This is a genomic window from Paraferrimonas sedimenticola, from assembly GCF_002282855.1.
In the GTDB taxonomy this organism is placed as follows: Bacteria; Pseudomonadota; Gammaproteobacteria; order Enterobacterales; family Shewanellaceae; genus Paraferrimonas; species Paraferrimonas sedimenticola.
Genome location: NZ_NRIR01000006.1, coordinates 207,449 through 223,263, shown reverse-complemented (window position 1 = coordinate 223,263; position 15,815 = coordinate 207,449). Strand labels below are relative to the sequence as shown.

General features: G+C 50.8%; 18 protein-coding genes and 3 tRNA genes. 19 read left to right on the top strand and 2 right to left on the bottom strand.

The genetic code is table 11. The features are described 5' to 3' along the window. Nucleotides 1-21: 21 nt before the first annotated feature. From odhB to CLC93_RS12065, 12 genes are all read left to right on the top strand, one after another. Nucleotides 22-1,224: a 2-oxoglutarate dehydrogenase complex dihydrolipoyllysine-residue succinyltransferase gene (odhB, locus tag CLC93_RS12110; protein WP_095506230.1), complete on the top strand. Its 1,203-nt coding sequence runs from the start codon at nt 22-24 to the stop codon at nt 1,222-1,224. A gap of 76 nt (nt 1,225-1,300) precedes the next feature. Then, nucleotides 1,301-2,467: an ADP-forming succinate--CoA ligase subunit beta gene (gene sucC, locus CLC93_RS12105; RefSeq protein WP_095506229.1), complete on the top strand. Its 1,167-nt coding sequence runs from the start codon at nt 1,301-1,303 to the stop codon at nt 2,465-2,467. Then, nucleotides 2,467-3,339 carry a succinate--CoA ligase subunit alpha gene (sucD, locus tag CLC93_RS12100; RefSeq protein WP_095506228.1) on the top strand — a complete coding sequence of 291 codons (873 nt, stop codon included), beginning with the start codon at nt 2,467-2,469 and terminating at the stop codon, nt 3,337-3,339. Before sucC ends, sucD begins: the two co-directional genes overlap by 1 nt. Before the next feature lie 118 nt (nt 3,340-3,457). Beyond that, the gene (locus CLC93_RS12095; RefSeq protein WP_095506227.1) at nt 3,458-4,243 is read left to right on the top strand and encodes an enoyl-CoA hydratase/isomerase family protein; all 786 of its coding nucleotides are present in this window, start codon (nt 3,458-3,460) and stop codon (nt 4,241-4,243) included. Between the two features lie 82 nt (nt 4,244-4,325). Continuing rightward, nucleotides 4,326-5,231, top strand: coding sequence for an alpha/beta hydrolase (locus CLC93_RS12090; protein ID WP_245837156.1), 906 nt, complete (start codon nt 4,326-4,328; stop codon nt 5,229-5,231). A 290-nt stretch (nt 5,232-5,521) separates the two neighbouring features. Then, nucleotides 5,522-5,818, top strand: coding sequence for a BufA1 family periplasmic bufferin-type metallophore (locus CLC93_RS12085; protein ID WP_095506226.1), 297 nt, complete (start codon nt 5,522-5,524; stop codon nt 5,816-5,818). Then, nucleotides 5,811-6,668: an MbnB/TglH/ChrH family RiPP precursor modification enzyme gene (locus tag CLC93_RS12080; protein ID WP_095506225.1), complete on the top strand. Its 858-nt coding sequence runs from the start codon at nt 5,811-5,813 to the stop codon at nt 6,666-6,668. The genes CLC93_RS12085 and CLC93_RS12080 overlap by 8 nt, the downstream gene beginning before the upstream one ends. After that, nucleotides 6,650-7,363 (top strand): HvfC/BufC N-terminal domain-containing protein, encoded by a 714-nt coding sequence (locus CLC93_RS12075; RefSeq protein ID WP_095506224.1) that lies wholly within the window; start codon nt 6,650-6,652, stop codon nt 7,361-7,363. The genes CLC93_RS12080 and CLC93_RS12075 overlap by 19 nt, the downstream gene beginning before the upstream one ends. Nucleotides 7,364-7,458: 95 nt before the next feature. Further along, a complete protein-coding gene (locus CLC93_RS17635; protein ID WP_141237392.1) occupies nt 7,459-7,707 on the top strand; it encodes a hypothetical protein in 249 nt (82 codons plus the stop codon). After that, nucleotides 7,707-8,120 carry a VanZ family protein gene (locus tag CLC93_RS12070; RefSeq protein ID WP_095506223.1) on the top strand — a complete coding sequence of 138 codons (414 nt, stop codon included), beginning with the start codon at nt 7,707-7,709 and terminating at the stop codon, nt 8,118-8,120. Before CLC93_RS17635 ends, CLC93_RS12070 begins: the two co-directional genes overlap by 1 nt. Beyond that, nucleotides 8,108-8,263, top strand: a complete 156-nt coding sequence (locus CLC93_RS17740) for a hypothetical protein (RefSeq protein WP_169902998.1) — start codon at nt 8,108-8,110, stop codon at nt 8,261-8,263. The genes CLC93_RS12070 and CLC93_RS17740 overlap by 13 nt, the downstream gene beginning before the upstream one ends. A 5-nt stretch (nt 8,264-8,268) precedes the next feature. Then, complete coding sequence (locus tag CLC93_RS12065; RefSeq protein ID WP_245837155.1) at nt 8,269-8,763, top strand: GNAT family N-acetyltransferase; 495 nt, start codon at nt 8,269-8,271, stop codon at nt 8,761-8,763. Here the strand turns inward: CLC93_RS12065 and CLC93_RS12060 are convergent. Continuing rightward, complete coding sequence (locus CLC93_RS12060; protein ID WP_169902996.1) at nt 8,760-10,160, bottom strand: diguanylate cyclase domain-containing protein; 1,401 nt, start codon at nt 10,158-10,160, stop codon at nt 8,760-8,762. The two genes, CLC93_RS12065 and CLC93_RS12060, sit on opposite strands and share 4 nt — an antisense overlap. 130 nt (nt 10,161-10,290) lie before the next feature. Between CLC93_RS12060 and CLC93_RS12055 the strand changes: the two genes are divergently transcribed. After that, nucleotides 10,291-10,725 (top strand): secondary thiamine-phosphate synthase enzyme YjbQ, encoded by a 435-nt coding sequence (locus CLC93_RS12055; RefSeq protein WP_095506221.1) that lies wholly within the window; start codon nt 10,291-10,293, stop codon nt 10,723-10,725. Between the two features lie 44 nt (nt 10,726-10,769). Here the strand turns inward: CLC93_RS12055 and folD are convergent, their stop codons facing one another. Then, entirely contained in the window at nt 10,770-11,630 is an 861-nt protein-coding gene (gene folD / locus CLC93_RS12050; RefSeq protein ID WP_095506220.1) for a bifunctional methylenetetrahydrofolate dehydrogenase/methenyltetrahydrofolate cyclohydrolase FolD, read from the bottom strand. Between the two features lie 206 nt (nt 11,631-11,836). Between folD and CLC93_RS12045 the strand changes: the two genes are divergently transcribed. From CLC93_RS12045 to clpX, 6 genes are all read left to right on the top strand, one after another. Continuing rightward, a tRNA-Pro gene (locus tag CLC93_RS12045) sits at nt 11,837-11,913 on the top strand. A 35-nt stretch (nt 11,914-11,948) separates the two neighbouring features. Then, nucleotides 11,949-12,025 (top strand) — tRNA-Arg (locus tag CLC93_RS12040). 12 nt (nt 12,026-12,037) lie between these two features. Next, nucleotides 12,038-12,113 (top strand) — tRNA-His (locus CLC93_RS12035). A gap of 233 nt (nt 12,114-12,346) precedes the next feature. After that, the gene (gene tig, locus CLC93_RS12030) at nt 12,347-13,654 is read left to right on the top strand and encodes a trigger factor (RefSeq protein WP_095506219.1); all 1,308 of its coding nucleotides are present in this window, start codon (nt 12,347-12,349) and stop codon (nt 13,652-13,654) included. Between the two features lie 91 nt (nt 13,655-13,745). Beyond that, on the top strand, nt 13,746-14,354 hold the full coding sequence (gene clpP / locus CLC93_RS12025; RefSeq protein WP_095506218.1) for an ATP-dependent Clp endopeptidase proteolytic subunit ClpP: 609 nt from the start codon (nt 13,746-13,748) through the stop codon (nt 14,352-14,354). Nucleotides 14,355-14,450: 96 nt separating this feature from the next. Beyond that, a complete protein-coding gene (gene clpX / locus CLC93_RS12020; RefSeq protein ID WP_095506217.1) occupies nt 14,451-15,725 on the top strand; it encodes an ATP-dependent protease ATP-binding subunit ClpX in 1,275 nt (424 codons plus the stop codon). Nucleotides 15,726-15,815 lie beyond the last annotated feature (90 nt).

Below are 15,815 nucleotides of genomic sequence, written 5' to 3'. Positions count from 1 at the left end.
GATAGAGAAGGATAGGGATAAATGACCATCGAAATTAAGGTTCCCGTATTACCAGAGTCCGTGGCTGACGCCACCATTGCGACTTGGCATGTGCAACCTGGCCAAGCGGTTTCTCGTGACGACATTCTGGTTGATATCGAAACTGACAAGGTAGTACTGGAAGTACCTGCGCCAGAAGACGGCCAAATGGGCGAAATTTTGTTCCCAGAAGGCGAAACCGTATTGGGCGAGCAAGTGATTGCCAACATGACCGCTGGCGCGGTTGCTGGCGCTGAGGTGAGCAAAGCCGAAGCGGAAGCGGCGCCTGCTGCTGCCGCTGAAGAATCAAGCGATGAGCTAAGCCCGGCGGTTCGCCGTTTAGTGGCCGAGCACAACATTGATGTGGCTCAGCTTAAAGGTTCAGGTGTTGGCGGTCGTATTACCCGCGAAGACATCGAGAAGCACCTAAAAGATGCCGAAAGCAAGCCTGCGCCAACTCCTGCTGCTGCAGCCGCTGCGGCCCCTGCGGTCGAAGCGCTGGGCGAGCGCTCTGAAAAACGCGTGCCTATGACCCGTTTGCGCAAGCGCATCGCCGAGCGTCTGTTGGATGCCAAGAACTCTACCGCCATGTTGACTACCTTCAACGAAGTTAACATGAAGCCGATTATGGACTTGCGCAAGCAGTACAAAGACGTGTTTGAAGAGAAGCACGGCATTCGTTTGGGCTTTATGTCTTTCTACATCAAAGCGGTAACCGAAGCGCTAAAACGCTTTCCTGCCGTTAACGCTTCTATCGACGGTGATGACATTGTTTATCACAACTATTTCGACGTAAGCATCGCGGTTTCTACCCCTCGTGGTTTGGTAACCCCTGTGCTGCGCAATACCGACAGCATGAGCCTGGCGGATATCGAGAAAGCCGTTCGCGAACTGGCGATTAAAGGTCGCGATGGCAAACTAACCGTAGACGATATGATGGGCGGCAACTTCACCATCACCAATGGTGGTGTGTTTGGTTCGCTGATGTCTACGCCGATCATCAACCCGCCACAAAGCGCGATTTTGGGCATGCACGCCATTAAAGAGCGTCCGATGGCAGTTGACGGTCAAGTTGAAATCCTACCTATGATGTACCTGGCGTTGTCTTACGATCACCGCATCATTGATGGAAAGGAATCGGTCAGCTACTTGGTGACCATTAAGGAAATCCTGGAAGATCCAACGCGTCTGCTGTTGGACATCTAACCCCAAGCTTTCGAGCGATACGCCGACTCAGCCTTGAGTCGGCACCCACACAATAAGAAGTAACGGACACACGATTATGAATTTGCACGAGTATCAGGCAAAACTCTTGTTTGCCAAGTACGGTTTGCCCGTATCCGAAGGGTTTGCTTGCGCAACCCCACAAGAAGCGGCCGAAGCGGCTGACAAGATCGGTGGTAATCAATGGGTAGTAAAATGTCAGGTACACGCGGGCGGCCGCGGTAAAGCTGGCGGCGTGAAGTTGGTGGACAACAAAGAAGCCATCAAAGAATTCGCCCAAAACTGGCTAGGTAAAAACCTAGTGACCTACCAAACGGACGAAAACGGTCAGCCGGTCAGCAAGATTTTGGTAGAAAGCTGCACTGACATCGCTCAAGAATTGTACCTAGGTGCGGTAGTTGACCGTGCTAGCCAACGCGTAGTCTTCATGGCTTCAACCGAAGGCGGCGTTGAGATTGAAAAAGTCGCTGAGGAAACCCCTGAGCTGATTCACAAAGCAGCGATTGACCCGCTGGTTGGCCCTCAGGCCTATCAAGCCCGTGACTTGGCCTTCAAGCTGGGTCTAAAAGGCGAGCAAATCAAGCAGTTCACCAAGATCTTCATGGGTCTGGCGCAAATGTTCATCGAGAAAGACTTTGCTCTGCTTGAAATTAACCCGCTGGTTATCACTGAACAAGGCAACCTGCACTGCTTGGACGGCAAAATAAACATCGATTCCAACGCTCTGTACCGCCAGCCTGGTATCCGTGAAATGCACGACCCAAGTCAGGAAGACGAGCGCGAAGCACACGCGGCCCAGTGGGACCTTAACTATGTCGCACTCGACGGTAACGTAGGTTGTATGGTAAACGGCGCAGGCCTAGCCATGGGTACCATGGACATTGTTAACTTGCACGGCGGTCGCCCTGCAAACTTCCTAGACGTAGGTGGCGGCGCTACCAAAGAGCGTGTAGCTGAAGCCTTTAAGATCATTTTGTCTGACGACAATGTAAAAGCCGTATTGGTAAACATCTTCGGCGGTATCGTTCGCTGTGACATGATTGCCGAAGGAATCATTGGCGCGGTTAAAGAAGTTGGCGTTACCGTACCGGTAGTCGTCCGCTTAGAGGGCACCAACGCTGAGTTGGGTTCTAAAGTATTGGCCGAGTCTGGCCTAGACATCATTGCCGCCAACAGCCTAACCGAAGCGGCGCAGAAAGTAGTAGCAGCGGCGGAGGGCGTGTAATGTCAGTTTTATTGGATAAAAACACCAAGGTAATCTGCCAAGGTTTCACCGGCGGTCAAGGGACTTTCCACTCTGAGCAAGCTATCGAGTACGGTACGCAAATGGTTGGTGGTGTAAGCCCAGGTAAGGGCGGTCAGACTCACCTAGGTTTGCCAGTATTTAACACAGTAGCCGAAGCGGTAGAGCAAACTGGTGCCACTGCCTCTGTTATCTATGTTCCAGCGCCTTTCTGTAAAGACGCTATCTTGGAAGCCATTAACGCAGGCATCGAGCTTATCGTTTGTATTACCGAAGGTATTCCTACCTTGGATATGATCGAAGTTAAGATCAAGCTAGACCAAGCCGGCGTACGCATGATTGGTCCAAACTGCCCAGGTATTATCACCCCGGGCGAGTCTAAGATCGGTATTATGCCTGGTCACATTCACCGTCCAGGTAAAGTGGGTATTGTATCTCGCTCTGGTACTTTGACTTACGAAGCGGTTAAGCAAACCACTGACGAAGGCTTTGGCCAGTCGACATGTGTTGGTATTGGTGGCGACCCAATCCCTGGCACGAACTTCATCGACGTGTTGGAAATGTTTGAGAAAGACCCTCAAACCGAAGCCATCGTAATGATCGGTGAAATTGGTGGTACTGCAGAAGAAGAAGCCGCGGCTTACATCAAAGCTAACGTAACCAAGCCTGTGGTTTCTTACATCGCGGGTGTTACCGCGCCTCCAGGTAAGCGCATGGGCCACGCCGGTGCAATTATCGCTGGTGGTAAAGGTACTGCTGATGAGAAGTTTGCCGCCCTTGAAGATGCGGGTGTAACTACCGTTCGCAGCCTAGCCGATATCGGTAAAGCACTACGCGAGAAAACTGGCTGGTAATCGCTGGTTTCACTCGCTAAAAAGCGCCTTAGGGCGCTTTTTTTGTGACTTAAAAAGCAGAGCTAATCGAGGTAAGCTAAACAGATAAGGGTAAGAAGGCTCAGATTAAGGAAACCCCATGACCCAGTTTCAAACCATACTGCTTGAGTGTGAAGGCTCGCTGGCAAAACTGCACCTAAATCGCCCGGATGCCGCCAATGGCATGAGTGGTCAAATGCTGCAGGAGTTGGCAGATGCGACGACATGGCTGCGTCAACAAGAGCAAATTAAGCTGGTGGTAATAAGCGCCAGTGGGCGTTTTTTCTGCGCAGGGGGCGACATCAATTATCTGTTGAGCATTGACGGGGATATTGCTCCAGCGGTAGAAGCTCAGGTGGCTTTGCTCAATCTCACTATGGTCAACTTGGCGGAAATGGATGCCTTGGTATTGTGCGCGGTCAATGGCGTTGCCTCCGGCGCTGGGTTTAGTCTGGCAGTGGCGGCCGACATGGTGATTGCCACTCGCGCCGCCAAGTTCACTATGGCTTATTCTAATATTGGTTTCTCACCGGACGGTGGTGCCAGCTATTACCTGCCGCGATTGGTTGGCATGCGCAAAGCGCAGGAGCTTATCTATACCAGCCGTTTACTGAGTGCTGATGAGGCTCACGACTGGGGTCTGATCAATCAAGTGGTGGACGACCAAGATTTTGAAGGCGAGGTCACCTTACTCACCCACAAACTACTGTCTTACAGCAAAACCGGGCAAGCACGCGCGAAAGGCTTGCTGCGTGCAACCGACAACAATAGTCTTCAACAACAGTTGGCCATCGAAGCCCGTGATATCGGTCTTAGCGTGGCATCTCAAGATGGCCAAGAAGGCATGAACGCCTTCATGCAAAAGCGCCAACCTCAGTTTAAATAGCGCTAACAACTGGTTGGATTGCTCCGAGCACACACACTGAGTTAAGGTGAATTGTATTGACTCTAGTGTTCGGAGTAGGATTTTGATAACCAGAATAATAATTCCTTTTTTCGTTTTCTTTTTTAGTGTTGCAAGCCAGGCGGTCGAAGTAAGCCTCGGTAAATTAGACACTTATGCGGATTTTCCTTCCAAGTTCATTGACCAGCGTACGGTTCGGGTTTGGTTACCCGAGGGCTATCCTGCGGACAAAGACTATCAAGTGTTATACATGTTTGATGGTCAAGCCTTGTTTGATAAGAACACCACTTGGAACAAACAGGCATGGGAAGTGGACGATACGGCAGGACGATTGCAACAACAGGGGGCGCTCAAGCCGTTTATCGTGGTAGCTATCGACAACCACAGTCAACGCCGTCGTGGTGAGTACTTTCCTCAAGGCGCTGCCGATTACTTAACCGCAGAGCAACGCCAACAAATGCTTGCACACCAAGGCTTCGAACAAGGCCTACACGCCGATCGGTTACTTAAGTTCTTGGTTCAAGAGTTAAAGCCCTTCATCGATGCCAATTACAGGGTAAAAACTGGTCCTGCCAATACCGCATTAATGGGCTCGAGCATGGGCGGGCTTATCAGTTTGTATGCTCTTAGTCGCTACCCCGACACTTTTGGCTCGGCGGCTTGTTTGTCGACCCATTGGCCAGGCCAAATTCCGCCAAAGCCCGACGGAGAGGTACCTACCGCCTTACGGGCATTTTTTAAAGACAACCTACCAGCGCCGGGTCAGCACAAAATTTACTTTGATTTAGGTACTGCCACCTTGGATAAATACTACCCGCCGCTGCAAGCGAAAATGGACTTAGTCATGGCGGATAAAGGCTATCGACAAGGCGTTGACTGGCAAACCCAAACCTTTGGTGGCGCTGAGCACACGGAAGATGCCTGGAGTGCTCGACTGGAAATACCGTTAACTTTCCTGTTTGGCAAATAATTAACAAGTCGAGTTTTCGATTGGGTGGACCATGTTACCAAGGAGCATTGTTCACCCGGTAAATTGCAGCGCTCATCCTTTCTTTAGGTTCAAAATATCCCCCGCTTACAAGGCTGGCTTAGCGCTAGTTTCTATTTAAAACAAGAAGTCTATTTTTCAAAATTAAATGCTGTATAACCAGGGGTAATCAGCCTATTTCACCTCAAATGACGATAACCTCTTCAAAAAAACTGTAAGACAAGTTCCCCCTTTAGGTTCTTATATAAGGTCACCTAACAGAGGACAGAGCGATGAAAACCAATAATGCGATTCTAGCCACCACTATGGCCGGCTTAATTAGTGCCGGTGTGAGCCTGTCGGCCAACGCCGTGCCCGACCAACCCACCCACTGGGAAAAATGTGCCGGTATTGCCAAAAAGGGCATGAACGATTGTGGTGCCCTTGATGGCAGTCACGGCTGTGCAGGACAAGCAAAAGAAGACAATATGGCCACCGAATGGGTCTATGTCCCCAAAGGCACTTGCGAAAAGATAGCCGGCGGTGAAGTGAAAAAAGTGAAACCGGCCAAGAAAGCCAAAGATGCCTAACTTTCTTGAGGGCGCAGGTATTGGGCTGCGCGCCCCTCATCTAAAGGAATTGCTTACCAACAACCAACTCGCTGAACAGGTGGGTTGGTTGGAGGTGCTTGCCGATAATTGGTTGGCCAAAGGAGGGTACAACCGAGACGGCCTATTAGCACTGTGCGAACGTTTTCCCAGCGTGATCCATAGCGTGGGTTTGTCTCTCGGTGGCCAAGCGCCAATAAATATCGACTATCTAAATCAAATCCGTGATTTACAACGAGACACGGGCAGCCTGATGTACTCGGAGCACTTAAGCTTTTCCGACGCCGATGGGCGATTTGTACCGGATTTGTTACCACTGCCATACACAGACGAGAGCTTGGCGTACGTATGCCAGCGAGTCCAGCAGGTACAAGAGGTCATCAAGCAGCCATTAGTTATCGAAAACGTCTCAGCTTATATTCGCTGCCCGGATAACCAGATGAGTGAAGCCGAGTTCTTAGGCCAACTTTGCCAGCGCAGCGGATGCAAATTGCTACTAGACCTCAACAACGCCTATGTCAACAGTGTTAATTTTGGCGAAGACTTAGCAAAGTACATTAGTGGCTACCCCATTGAGCAGGTGGCATACCTGCACTTAGCAGGGTTTGAAGACAAGGGCGATTACTTGCTGGATGCCCACAACCATCCTATTTGTGCGGCGGTTTGGCGTTTGTTTGAGCAAGTACAGCAAGGAGCAGGCCCAATTCCGACTCTGATCGAGTGGGATCACCAGTTGCCTGAGCTGTCTCAACTGCTCGAGGAGCGCAACAAAGCGCAAGCCATCATAGACACACTGGCGAGGAGGGCTGAACCGTGCCTTCAAGCGGTCTAAAAGACTGGCAATCCAAACTGGTAGCCGTCTCAACGGCCCCAAAAGCACTGCAAACCGAGCATAAGAGAGCCGCTATTTATCGCAATAATACGCGGCTGGGATTGCGCGGAGCATTGCGCAATTGCTACCCGCATTTGATGCAGCGTCTTGGTCATTCCGGCTTTAGCGCCTTGGCCGATGACTACCAGCGCCAGCACCCACTGACTCAGGCGAGTCTGGATGATTACGCTCACGGACTCATCCCTTGGCTGGACAATGAGCATCAAATCTACGCAGGACTGGCTTGCGAATACCTTGCCCAATTAGCTCGACTCGAGTGGGGCTATCAAGCGTGTCACAGTGCGCCTGTCGATAAGCCGAACGCCATCACCGACCTCTCGGGCTTGTCGCCCCAACAGAGCATGGACTTGTGTTTTCAGCGTCAAGCCAATGTGCAAATTGGCGAGCTGAGTCAAATAGCCACCGCATGGGCAGACTGGTTACCTAAGTCGCTCAACTCGAGCGCGTATTACGCTTGGGTTCGCAACGACTATCAACCTCAGCTGCACGCCATTGAGGCTTCAGACTACGCCTTGTTAAGTCGCCTAGAAGATGCGAGTAGCCTTGGGAGTTTAATCGAAGCCGAAGTCGACATCAGACCTTTGAGCGACTGCTGGCAAAGAGGCTGGTTATTTACCGTCGCCGATCCACGTTGAACAATAATTGTGCAAAATCGAGAGCTTATCGGCCTTGTTTCGGACTAAACTAATAAACAAGTCTCAACAAGACGCGTGACACAGGAGGTGTACGCATGAAGACAACACTCATTGTCCTACTTTCCCTATGCATACTGTCAGCATGTCAAACCGCCGATGTGATAGATACCGCCGGCCACGTGCTGACACCCACAGAAATTCGTCATGATGGCGCACCCAATGAAGTGGTGCGGTTTGGCGTCAACGCCTGTGGCCACCTCAAAGCTCAATGCCGAGTAGAGCACTATCAAGAGTGGCCGGCACTTTTTCGAGACGTGGGTTGTCGATGTGACCGGAGCCACTAATGCGAATTAATCCGCTGTCCCTAAGCCGTCTTGCTTTGCTCGCTGCTGCGCTGGCACTGACCCTAGTGGCTTGGCTTGCGTTCTCAGGTAATAACAACTGGTTATTTCGCTGGGTGTCTAGCGTGCCTTATGGCGACAAGTTAGGTCATTTTTGCGTCTATGCTGGCTTGACCATGCTGGCGATTTTGGCCAGCAACTACGCTACCGTTCGACGAGCTTGGCCTTGGCTGTATTGGGCGAGTCTGGGGTGCATTGCGCTGGCCAGTATTGATGAGCTAAGCCAAGGCTTGTCGGTTAATCGCACTTTGGATGTGAACGACTTTCTGGCCAACCTAGCAGGCATTGCTAGTGCGACAATACTCTGTTTTGTATGGCAACTAACCCGATTAAGGAGAATCTCATGCGAACCTTAAAAGCTCTGACCTTTATTATTCTGGCGGTGGTGTTTTATGCCCTTGGTATGAATGGCGCGGGGCACTTAGCGCTAGCGCTGGGGCTGTTGTTTGAACTGAGTTTCTGGTACCAATGCTGTAAGACAGAGAGACCTAAGGATTAACTCGCTTGTCAGCACAGCTTCAAATTATTCCCATTGAGCGCGATTACGACCCGTTAATGGCCGCTATTATTCGCCAAGTCGGGCACGAGTTTGGCGCCGTTGGTGAGGGTTTTGGCCCAGGTGATGCCGAAGTCGATGCCCTTAGTCAGCACTATCACCCCGAGCAAAAAAGCCAATATTGGGTCGCTTTAGTAGACGGTGAGCTCGTCGGTGGCGGTGGCATTGGTGCCTTGGCTGAGCGTCCACAGGTTGCCGAGCTGCGCAAAGTGTTTTTGCTACCTGAAAGTCGCGGCCAGGGAATAGGGCGTAAGCTCACCGAATGCGCGTTAGATTTTGCCAAAGCGCAGGGCTATCAGGGCTGTTATCTGGATACGCTCAATAACATGACCGCAGCTATCGCTTTGTATCACCGGTTGGGATTTGAGCGACTGAAAGGCCCGATGGCTAGCCTTCACAATCGCTGTGATGTTTGGATGTACAAGGATTTTTCGCGGGATTAAACCGCTTTGAGGTTGGCTTTCGGCGGCGCTGAAATGTAGTAGGCACTACCACCGCTTTGTTTGGCGCGATACATGGCAGCATCTGCTTGCGCCAAAATGTCTCTTTCCGGCATATGAGTATGAGGGAAGTAGCAGGCACCAATACTCGCGCCAATTTGCACCACAAGATTCTTCTTAACTTCAATTGGCTGGGTAAGTGCCTCAACCAATTTTTGACACACCACCTCTAAGCCGTCCTCATTAGTGATGTGAGGCAACATCACAATGAACTCATCGCCACCGATACGGCAGACAGTATCACTGCGGCGCAACTCTTTGACCAATCGCTCTGCAACGGTTTGCAGCACCACATCACCTACCGTGTGTCCATGTCGGTCGTTGATGGGTTTGAACTTGTCTAAGTCGATAACCATCAGAGCACCGCGCACACTGTAGCGTCGACAGTAATCAAGTGACTCAGCCAGTTTCTCATCAAACCTCAAACGATTGGGGAGGCCGGTGAGCGGGTCTTGCCGGGCCATCGCCTTCGCAGCTTGATAGTGATGGGCGGCCACAAAACTGATACTCGCCATGGACAAAGTGATCAGTAAATTGACCGCAATGAACATCCAATGCAGTTGGGTTGCAGCGGCCCAGCCGGCGACTGGAACACCTGCCAGTTGCCAGTTGCCATTGGGTAGAGTGACCAGCAAGGTTTGCGGGTTTTGCTCAAACAGGCTGGGATCGCCATAGAAGGTTTTGCCGTCGGGCCCTTTGCCGTCGACGCCTCGAATCGACAACTGCAAATGTTGTTCGGCTTGGGATAAACGGGCGCGTCGATACAAGGATTCAGTATCGATCACAATAGAGACAATACCCCAGTAGCGCCGGCGTTCGTTGGCCTCATAGAACACCGGCTTTTGGGCGATGACACCTTCTCCGCCTTGAATCAACTTAATCGGGCCTGCCACCATGATTTGATTACTGGCGATGGCGGACAACACTGCATCGCGCTGGCTGTCGCGGCGCATGTAGTCTAATCCTAGCGCCGCCTCGTTACCCTCGAGCGGGTAGATGTATTCAATCACATTGTTAGGCGCAAGTCCGATGTTGCGAATTTCGGGTTCGCTGTCCATGATAGCCTTGGCAAGCACGTTAAACTCGCGCAAGTCGAGTTCGTGATGACTGGCAATGTGGGCATCCAAGCCTTGAGTTAAAAAGATAGAAGCGTTGAGACCTTGTTCGAGGCGCGCGCGCACATTTGCTAGGCGATAGCGAACTTCTTGCTCCACCATTTCTTGCTTGCGCTGCGCCGCCAGTTCGGTCAGCGCGCTATTGATGGCAAATACAATGAGCGCAACCCCTGCCGCAATTTTCAGCGGCATGGCTTGCCGTTTGATCAGGGAGATTAGCGCCATTTGTAACAACTTGTTAACCAGTTTCATTCGAGTGTAAAACACAAGGCCAGCCTAAGTCGACTGAAATCTGTTAGTCAGTGATCGCGCTTAGGAATGGCAAAGAGCCGAGCTAACCGATTGAGAAGGAAAGATGTTTCAACTAATTCAGAAAAACATACGCCTGCAGCCACGACCATTGGGATTTCACTTGGTCACCGATGAAATACTGGCGCAGTTACCGGAACTCGCACAAATGCGCGCGGGCAGCTGTCATTTGTTCATTCAGCACACCAGCGCCAGTTTGAGCATTAATGAAAACGCCGATCCCAGTGTGCGCGTGGACCTGCAAAGCCACTTTAGCCGCTTAGCACCGCGAAACGCCGACTATTACACTCATACCTATGAGGGGCCGGACGATATGCCCGCCCATATTCAAGCGGCGTTACTTGGCGCCAGCGTGCTGCTGCCGGTGACTAATGGCCGGCTTAATCTGGGGACTTGGCAAGGAGTGATATTAGGTGAGCACAGAGACAGTGGTGGTGCGCGTCGAATTGTCGCGACCCTACAAGGGGAGTTTGACCAATAAAAAAGGAGCGCATTGCGCTCCTTGTGTTTTGCGACTGCCAAGCCTTAGCCAGCGTCGTGGTATTGCTCGCAAGCGAAGAGCGTGTTTTGCATCAAGCTGGCAATGGTCATTGGACCCACACCACCGGGCACTGGGGTAATCCAGCTGGCTCGCTCGCGGGCATTGTCAAAGTCTACATCACCCACCAAAGAGCCGTCTTCCAAGCGATTAATGCCCACATCGATGACAATAGCGCCAGGCTTGATCCAATCGCCTGGAATAAAGTGCGCTTTACCCACAGCCACCACCACAAGATCGGCTTGGCCAATCTTTTCTTTTAAGTCTTTAGTAAAGCGGTGACAAGTCACTGTGGTACAGCCGGCCAATAGCAGTTCTAGGCTCATAGGGCGACCAACGATATTCGAGGCGCCGACGATCACTGCATCCAATCCGTGGGTTTTTACACCTGTGGATTCGATAAGCGTCATGATCCCCATTGGGGTGCACGGACGTAGAACAGGTATGCGTTGTGCCAAGCGGCCAATGTTGTACGGGTGAAAGCCGTCGACGTCTTTGTCTGGGCGAATGCGCTCAATAACTTTGGACTCATCAATGTGCTCAGGTAAAGGCAGCTGCACTAGAATACCGTCGATGGCGGCATCGTGATTGAGTTGGTCAATAAGCTCGAGTAACTGGCTTTCTGTGGTGGTCGGCTCCAAATCGTAAGAGCGGCTTTCAAAGCCAATCTCTTCGCAGGCGCGACGCTTACTACCAACATAGACTTGAGAGGCGGGATCCTCACCGACTAAGATGACAGCCAAGCCTGGAATGCGTTTGCCGGCGGCCAGGCGCATCGAGACTTTTTGTTTTAGTTCTGAGCGCAAGGTTTTGGCGATTGCCTTGCCATCAATGAGTTGTGCAGCCATCTTTGGTGAGTTCCTTCACAGTTTGTGTCATAAATGCGGCGTCATTTTAACAGTAGCCACACTTGCTGTCATGAGCTATACAAAGGGTTAAAGGCGCATTTTTGCTCAGTTGAAACAACAATCCAAAAAAGGGGTTGACGAGTCCGAGGGGAGTCAGTAATATCCGCATCCGTTCCCGAGACGCAATTGGGAACAGCAACAAACGTCGGTGATTAGCGCAGCCTGGTAGCGCATCTGGTTTGGGACCAGAGGGTCAGAGGTTCGAATCCTCTATCACCGACCACTTTTCTAAGGAAGGCTTGGCAAGCTGTAGATTCTGCGCCCGTAGCTCAGCTGGATAGAGCATCCGCCTTCTAAGCGGATGGTCGCAGGTTCAAGTCCTGCCGGGCGTGCCATCAAGTTCTATGGTGGGCGTAGCTCAGTTGGTAGAGCCCCGGATTGTGATTCCGGTTGTCGTGGGTTCAAATCCCATCGTTCACCCCATATTAAGAAAGCCGCTTCAATCGAAGCGGCTTTTTTAATGCCTGATTTTCGATAATGCGAGCTAAAACCTTAGCCATCGGTGCACACCGCTGGTATCCAACCATTTAGCTGGCTATAATGTCGCGTCCGAAATTTTCGTGACTCTGTCGCACATCACAGCGACTACAAGATTAAAGGCAATTGGGCAGGAGCGAACTCCGTTTGATTGCCCCACTCACAATTGAGGTATAACAATGCAAGTTTCTGTTGAAACCACTCAAGGCCTAGAGCGCAAAGTATCTATCAGCGTACCAGCCGACCAAATCGAAACCCTAGTCACTCAGCGCGTACGCCAAGAAGCCAAGCGCGCTCGTATCGACGGTTTCCGTCCTGGTAAAGTGCCTGTAAGCGTTATTCACAAGCGTTACGGCGCCGCTATCCGTCAAGACGTGCTTGGCGAAATCATGCAGCGCAACTTCTTCGAAGCCATCATGGCCGAGAAGCTAAACCCAGCCGGCGCGCCAACTTTCACTCCAGGTGAAACCAAAGACGACCAGTTCAGCTTTGAAGCGACTTTCGAAGTTTACCCTGAAGTTGAGTTGAATGACTTGGCGGCTATCGAAGTTGAAAAGCCAACTTGCGAAGTAAAAGACGAAGACGTTGATGCCATGATCGAGACTTTGCAAAAGCAGCACGCGACTTATAAGTCAGTGAAGCGCAAAGCGAAGAAAGGCGACAAAGTTAAGCTGAACTTTGTTGGCAGCATCGACGGTGAAGAGTTCGAAGGCGGCAAAGCTGACGATTTCGAACTAGAGCTAGGCTCTGGCCGCATGATCCCTGGTTTCGAGAAAGGCATCATTGGTAACAACGCAGGTAACGACTTCGAGATTGAAGTGACTTTCCCTGAAGATTACCACGCTGAAAACTTGAAAGGTAAAGAAGCCAAGTTCGCTATCAGCCTGACTGAAGTGAATCAGCAAGTTCTGCCTGAAGTAAACGAAGAGTTTGCTGGCCTGTTCGGCATCACCGAAGGTGGCGTTGAAGCCCTGCGCGCTGAGATCACCAAGAACATGGAGCGCGAGCTAGACCAAGCGCTGAAAGCTAACATCAAAGAGCAAGTGTTGAACGCGCTAGTTGAAAGCAACGAAATCGCTGTTCCTTCTGCACTGGTTGACAACGAAGTTAACACTTTGCGTCAGCAAGCCATGCAGCGCTTTGGTGGTCAACAAGCCAACATGCCTGAGCTACCAGCTGACTTGTTCACCGAGCAAGCTAAGCGTCGCGTAACTGTTGGTCTGCTACTTGGCGAAGTGATCAAGTCGAACGAACTAGAAGCGGACGATGCCAAAGTAAACGCATTGATCGAATCTATGGCTTCTGCGTATGAAGATCCATCGGAAGTAGTTAGCTACTACAACAACAACCAAGAGTTGATGCAGCAAATGCGCAACGTTGCTCTTGAAGAGCAAGCGGTTGAAGCTATCCTAGAAAAAGCCAAAGTAAGCGATAAAGAAGTTCAGTTCCAAGAGTTCATGAACAAAGCTAACGCTCAACAAGGCTAATTGAGCATTGACTTAGACGTTTAAAAGTCACTTATAATGGCTCGTATGAGATGGCTCATGCGAGCCTTTTGTTTGTTAGGGAAGAATCAATATGCAAAATGACCCACAGGCGATGATGAATGCGCTAGTACCTATGGTGGTTGAACAGACGTCTAAAGGTGAACGTTCATACGACATTTACTCTCGTCTTTTAAAGGAGCGGGTAATTTTCTTAGTCGGTCAGGTAGAAGAGCATATGTCCAATCTAATTGTGGCACAGATGCTGTTTTTGGAGTCTGAGAACCCAGATAAAGACATCTACTTGTACATCAACTCGCCAGGCGGCTCAGTGACTGCCGGTATGGCGATTTACGACACCATGCAATTTATCAAGCCAAACGTGTCGACCGTGTGTATGGGCCAAGCTTGTAGCATGGGCGCCTTCTTGCTTGCCGGTGGTGCCAAAGGCAAGCGTCATTGCTTACCTAACTCACGGGTGATGATTCACCAACCATTGGGTGGCTTTCAAGGCCAAGCGTCTGACATCGCTATCCACGCCCAAGAAATTCTTGGCATAAAGAACAAGTTAAACCAGATTTTGGCGGACCACACAGGTCAACCATTAGAAATTATTGAGCGCGATACGGATCGCGATAACTTCATGAGCGCCGAGCAGGCCGTGGAGTATGGATTAGTCGACTCGGTCCTAACTAAGCGCTAAGGCGAAATCTTCTCAGTTGTCGCGACTGGGAAAATGAACTTAGCTGGATTAGACTAATCAAAATAGCAGTGAAGACTGCGGTAAAGAGGTAGTTGAATGAGCGATATAAAAGGCGATGGCGATAACAGCAAACTGCTGTATTGCTCCTTCTGCGGCAAAAGCCAGCACGAAGTGCGCAAATTAATTGCAGGCCCATCGGTTTATATCTGTGACGAATGCGTTGATTTGTGCAACGACATCATTCGTGAAGAGATTAAAGACATTTCGCCTAAGCGCGAGTCGGACAAACTGCCGACTCCGAAGGAAATCCGTTCTCACCTAGATGACTATGTGATTGGCCAAGCGCGTGCCAAGAAAGTGCTGTCGGTAGCGGTGTACAACCACTACAAGCGCTTGCACAACGGTGATGTCAAAGACGGTGTTGAACTGGGCAAAAGTAATATTCTGCTAATTGGTCCTACTGGTTGCGGTAAGACTTTGCTGGCGGAAACCATGGCGCGTTTGTTGGATGTGCCATTTACCATGGCCGATGCCACCACGCTAACCGAAGCCGGTTACGTGGGTGAGGACGTGGAAAACATCATCCAAAAGCTACTGCAAAAATGCGATTACGACGTAGAAAAAGCCCAGCGCGGCATCGTCTACATCGATGAGATCGACAAGATTTCACGTAAGTCTGATAACCCATCCATCACTCGTGATGTATCGGGCGAGGGCGTACAGCAAGCGCTGCTCAAGTTGATTGAGGGCACAGTTGCTGCAGTGCCACCTCAGGGTGGTCGCAAGCACCCACAACAAGAGTTCTTGCAAGTGGACACCTCAAAGATCCTGTTCATCTGTGGCGGCGCGTTTGCCGGCCTTGATAAGGTGATTGAGCAGCGTGCCCACGTGGGAACTGGTATCGGTTTTGGCGCTGAAGTGAAGTCTAAGGACGAGCAAGCCAGCTTGACCCAAATGTTCGCTCAGGTAGAGCCTGAAGATTTGGTCAAGTACGGTCTCATTCCTGAGTTCATCGGTCGTCTGCCGGTCGTGGCTACTCTAGAAGAGTTGGACTTAGACGCTTTGGTTGAAATTCTCAACGAGCCGAAGAATGCCTTGACCAAGCAGTACGCAGCACTGTTCGCGATGGAAGACGTCGACTTGGAATTCCGCGAAGATGCGCTAACCGCGATCGGTCGCAAAGCCATGGAGCGCAAAACCGGTGCTCGTGGTCTGCGTTCCATTGTCGAGGGCGTGTTGCTGGATACCATGTACGAACTGCCATCCCTTGAAAACGTTAGTAAAGTTGTGATTGATGAAACCGTAATTACCGGCGAGTCTGAGCCTTTGCTAATTTATGAGAACGTCGACAAAGCGGCGGCAGCTGAGTAGAAAATATCCACTTAGTTTGAAAATTTTGAACAAAGGAGCCGAAATCGGCTCCTTTTTTTGTTAGAAGGATTGAAACCCGATCAAACGTCC

Excerpts from the sequence above, each read along its gene's own strand:
- folD (WP_095506220.1), bottom strand. The coding sequence starts at position 11,630 with ATGGCTGCACAACTCATTGATGGCAAGGCAATCGCCAAAACCTTGCGC.
- clpX (WP_095506217.1), top strand. The coding sequence starts at position 14,451 with ATGAGCGATATAAAAGGCGATGGCGATAACAGCAAACTGCTGTATTGC.
- CLC93_RS12055 (WP_095506221.1), top strand. The coding sequence starts at position 10,291 with ATGTTTCAACTAATTCAGAAAAACATACGCCTGCAGCCACGACCATTG.
- tig (WP_095506219.1), top strand. The coding sequence starts at position 12,347 with ATGCAAGTTTCTGTTGAAACCACTCAAGGCCTAGAGCGCAAAGTATCT.
- CLC93_RS12095 (WP_095506227.1), top strand. The coding sequence starts at position 3,458 with ATGACCCAGTTTCAAACCATACTGCTTGAGTGTGAAGGCTCGCTGGCA.
- CLC93_RS12085 (WP_095506226.1), top strand. The coding sequence starts at position 5,522 with ATGAAAACCAATAATGCGATTCTAGCCACCACTATGGCCGGCTTAATT.
- CLC93_RS17740 (WP_169902998.1), top strand. The coding sequence starts at position 8,108 with ATGCGAACCTTAAAAGCTCTGACCTTTATTATTCTGGCGGTGGTGTTT.
- CLC93_RS17635 (WP_141237392.1), top strand. The coding sequence starts at position 7,459 with ATGAAGACAACACTCATTGTCCTACTTTCCCTATGCATACTGTCAGCA.
- odhB (WP_095506230.1), top strand. The coding sequence starts at position 22 with ATGACCATCGAAATTAAGGTTCCCGTATTACCAGAGTCCGTGGCTGAC.
- sucD (WP_095506228.1), top strand. The coding sequence starts at position 2,467 with ATGTCAGTTTTATTGGATAAAAACACCAAGGTAATCTGCCAAGGTTTC.
- CLC93_RS12070 (WP_095506223.1), top strand. The coding sequence starts at position 7,707 with ATGCGAATTAATCCGCTGTCCCTAAGCCGTCTTGCTTTGCTCGCTGCT.
- clpP (WP_095506218.1), top strand. The coding sequence starts at position 13,746 with ATGCAAAATGACCCACAGGCGATGATGAATGCGCTAGTACCTATGGTG.
- CLC93_RS12080 (WP_095506225.1), top strand. The coding sequence starts at position 5,811 with ATGCCTAACTTTCTTGAGGGCGCAGGTATTGGGCTGCGCGCCCCTCAT.
- sucC (WP_095506229.1), top strand. The coding sequence starts at position 1,301 with ATGAATTTGCACGAGTATCAGGCAAAACTCTTGTTTGCCAAGTACGGT.
- CLC93_RS12060 (WP_169902996.1), bottom strand. The coding sequence starts at position 10,160 with ATGGCGCTAATCTCCCTGATCAAACGGCAAGCCATGCCGCTGAAAATT.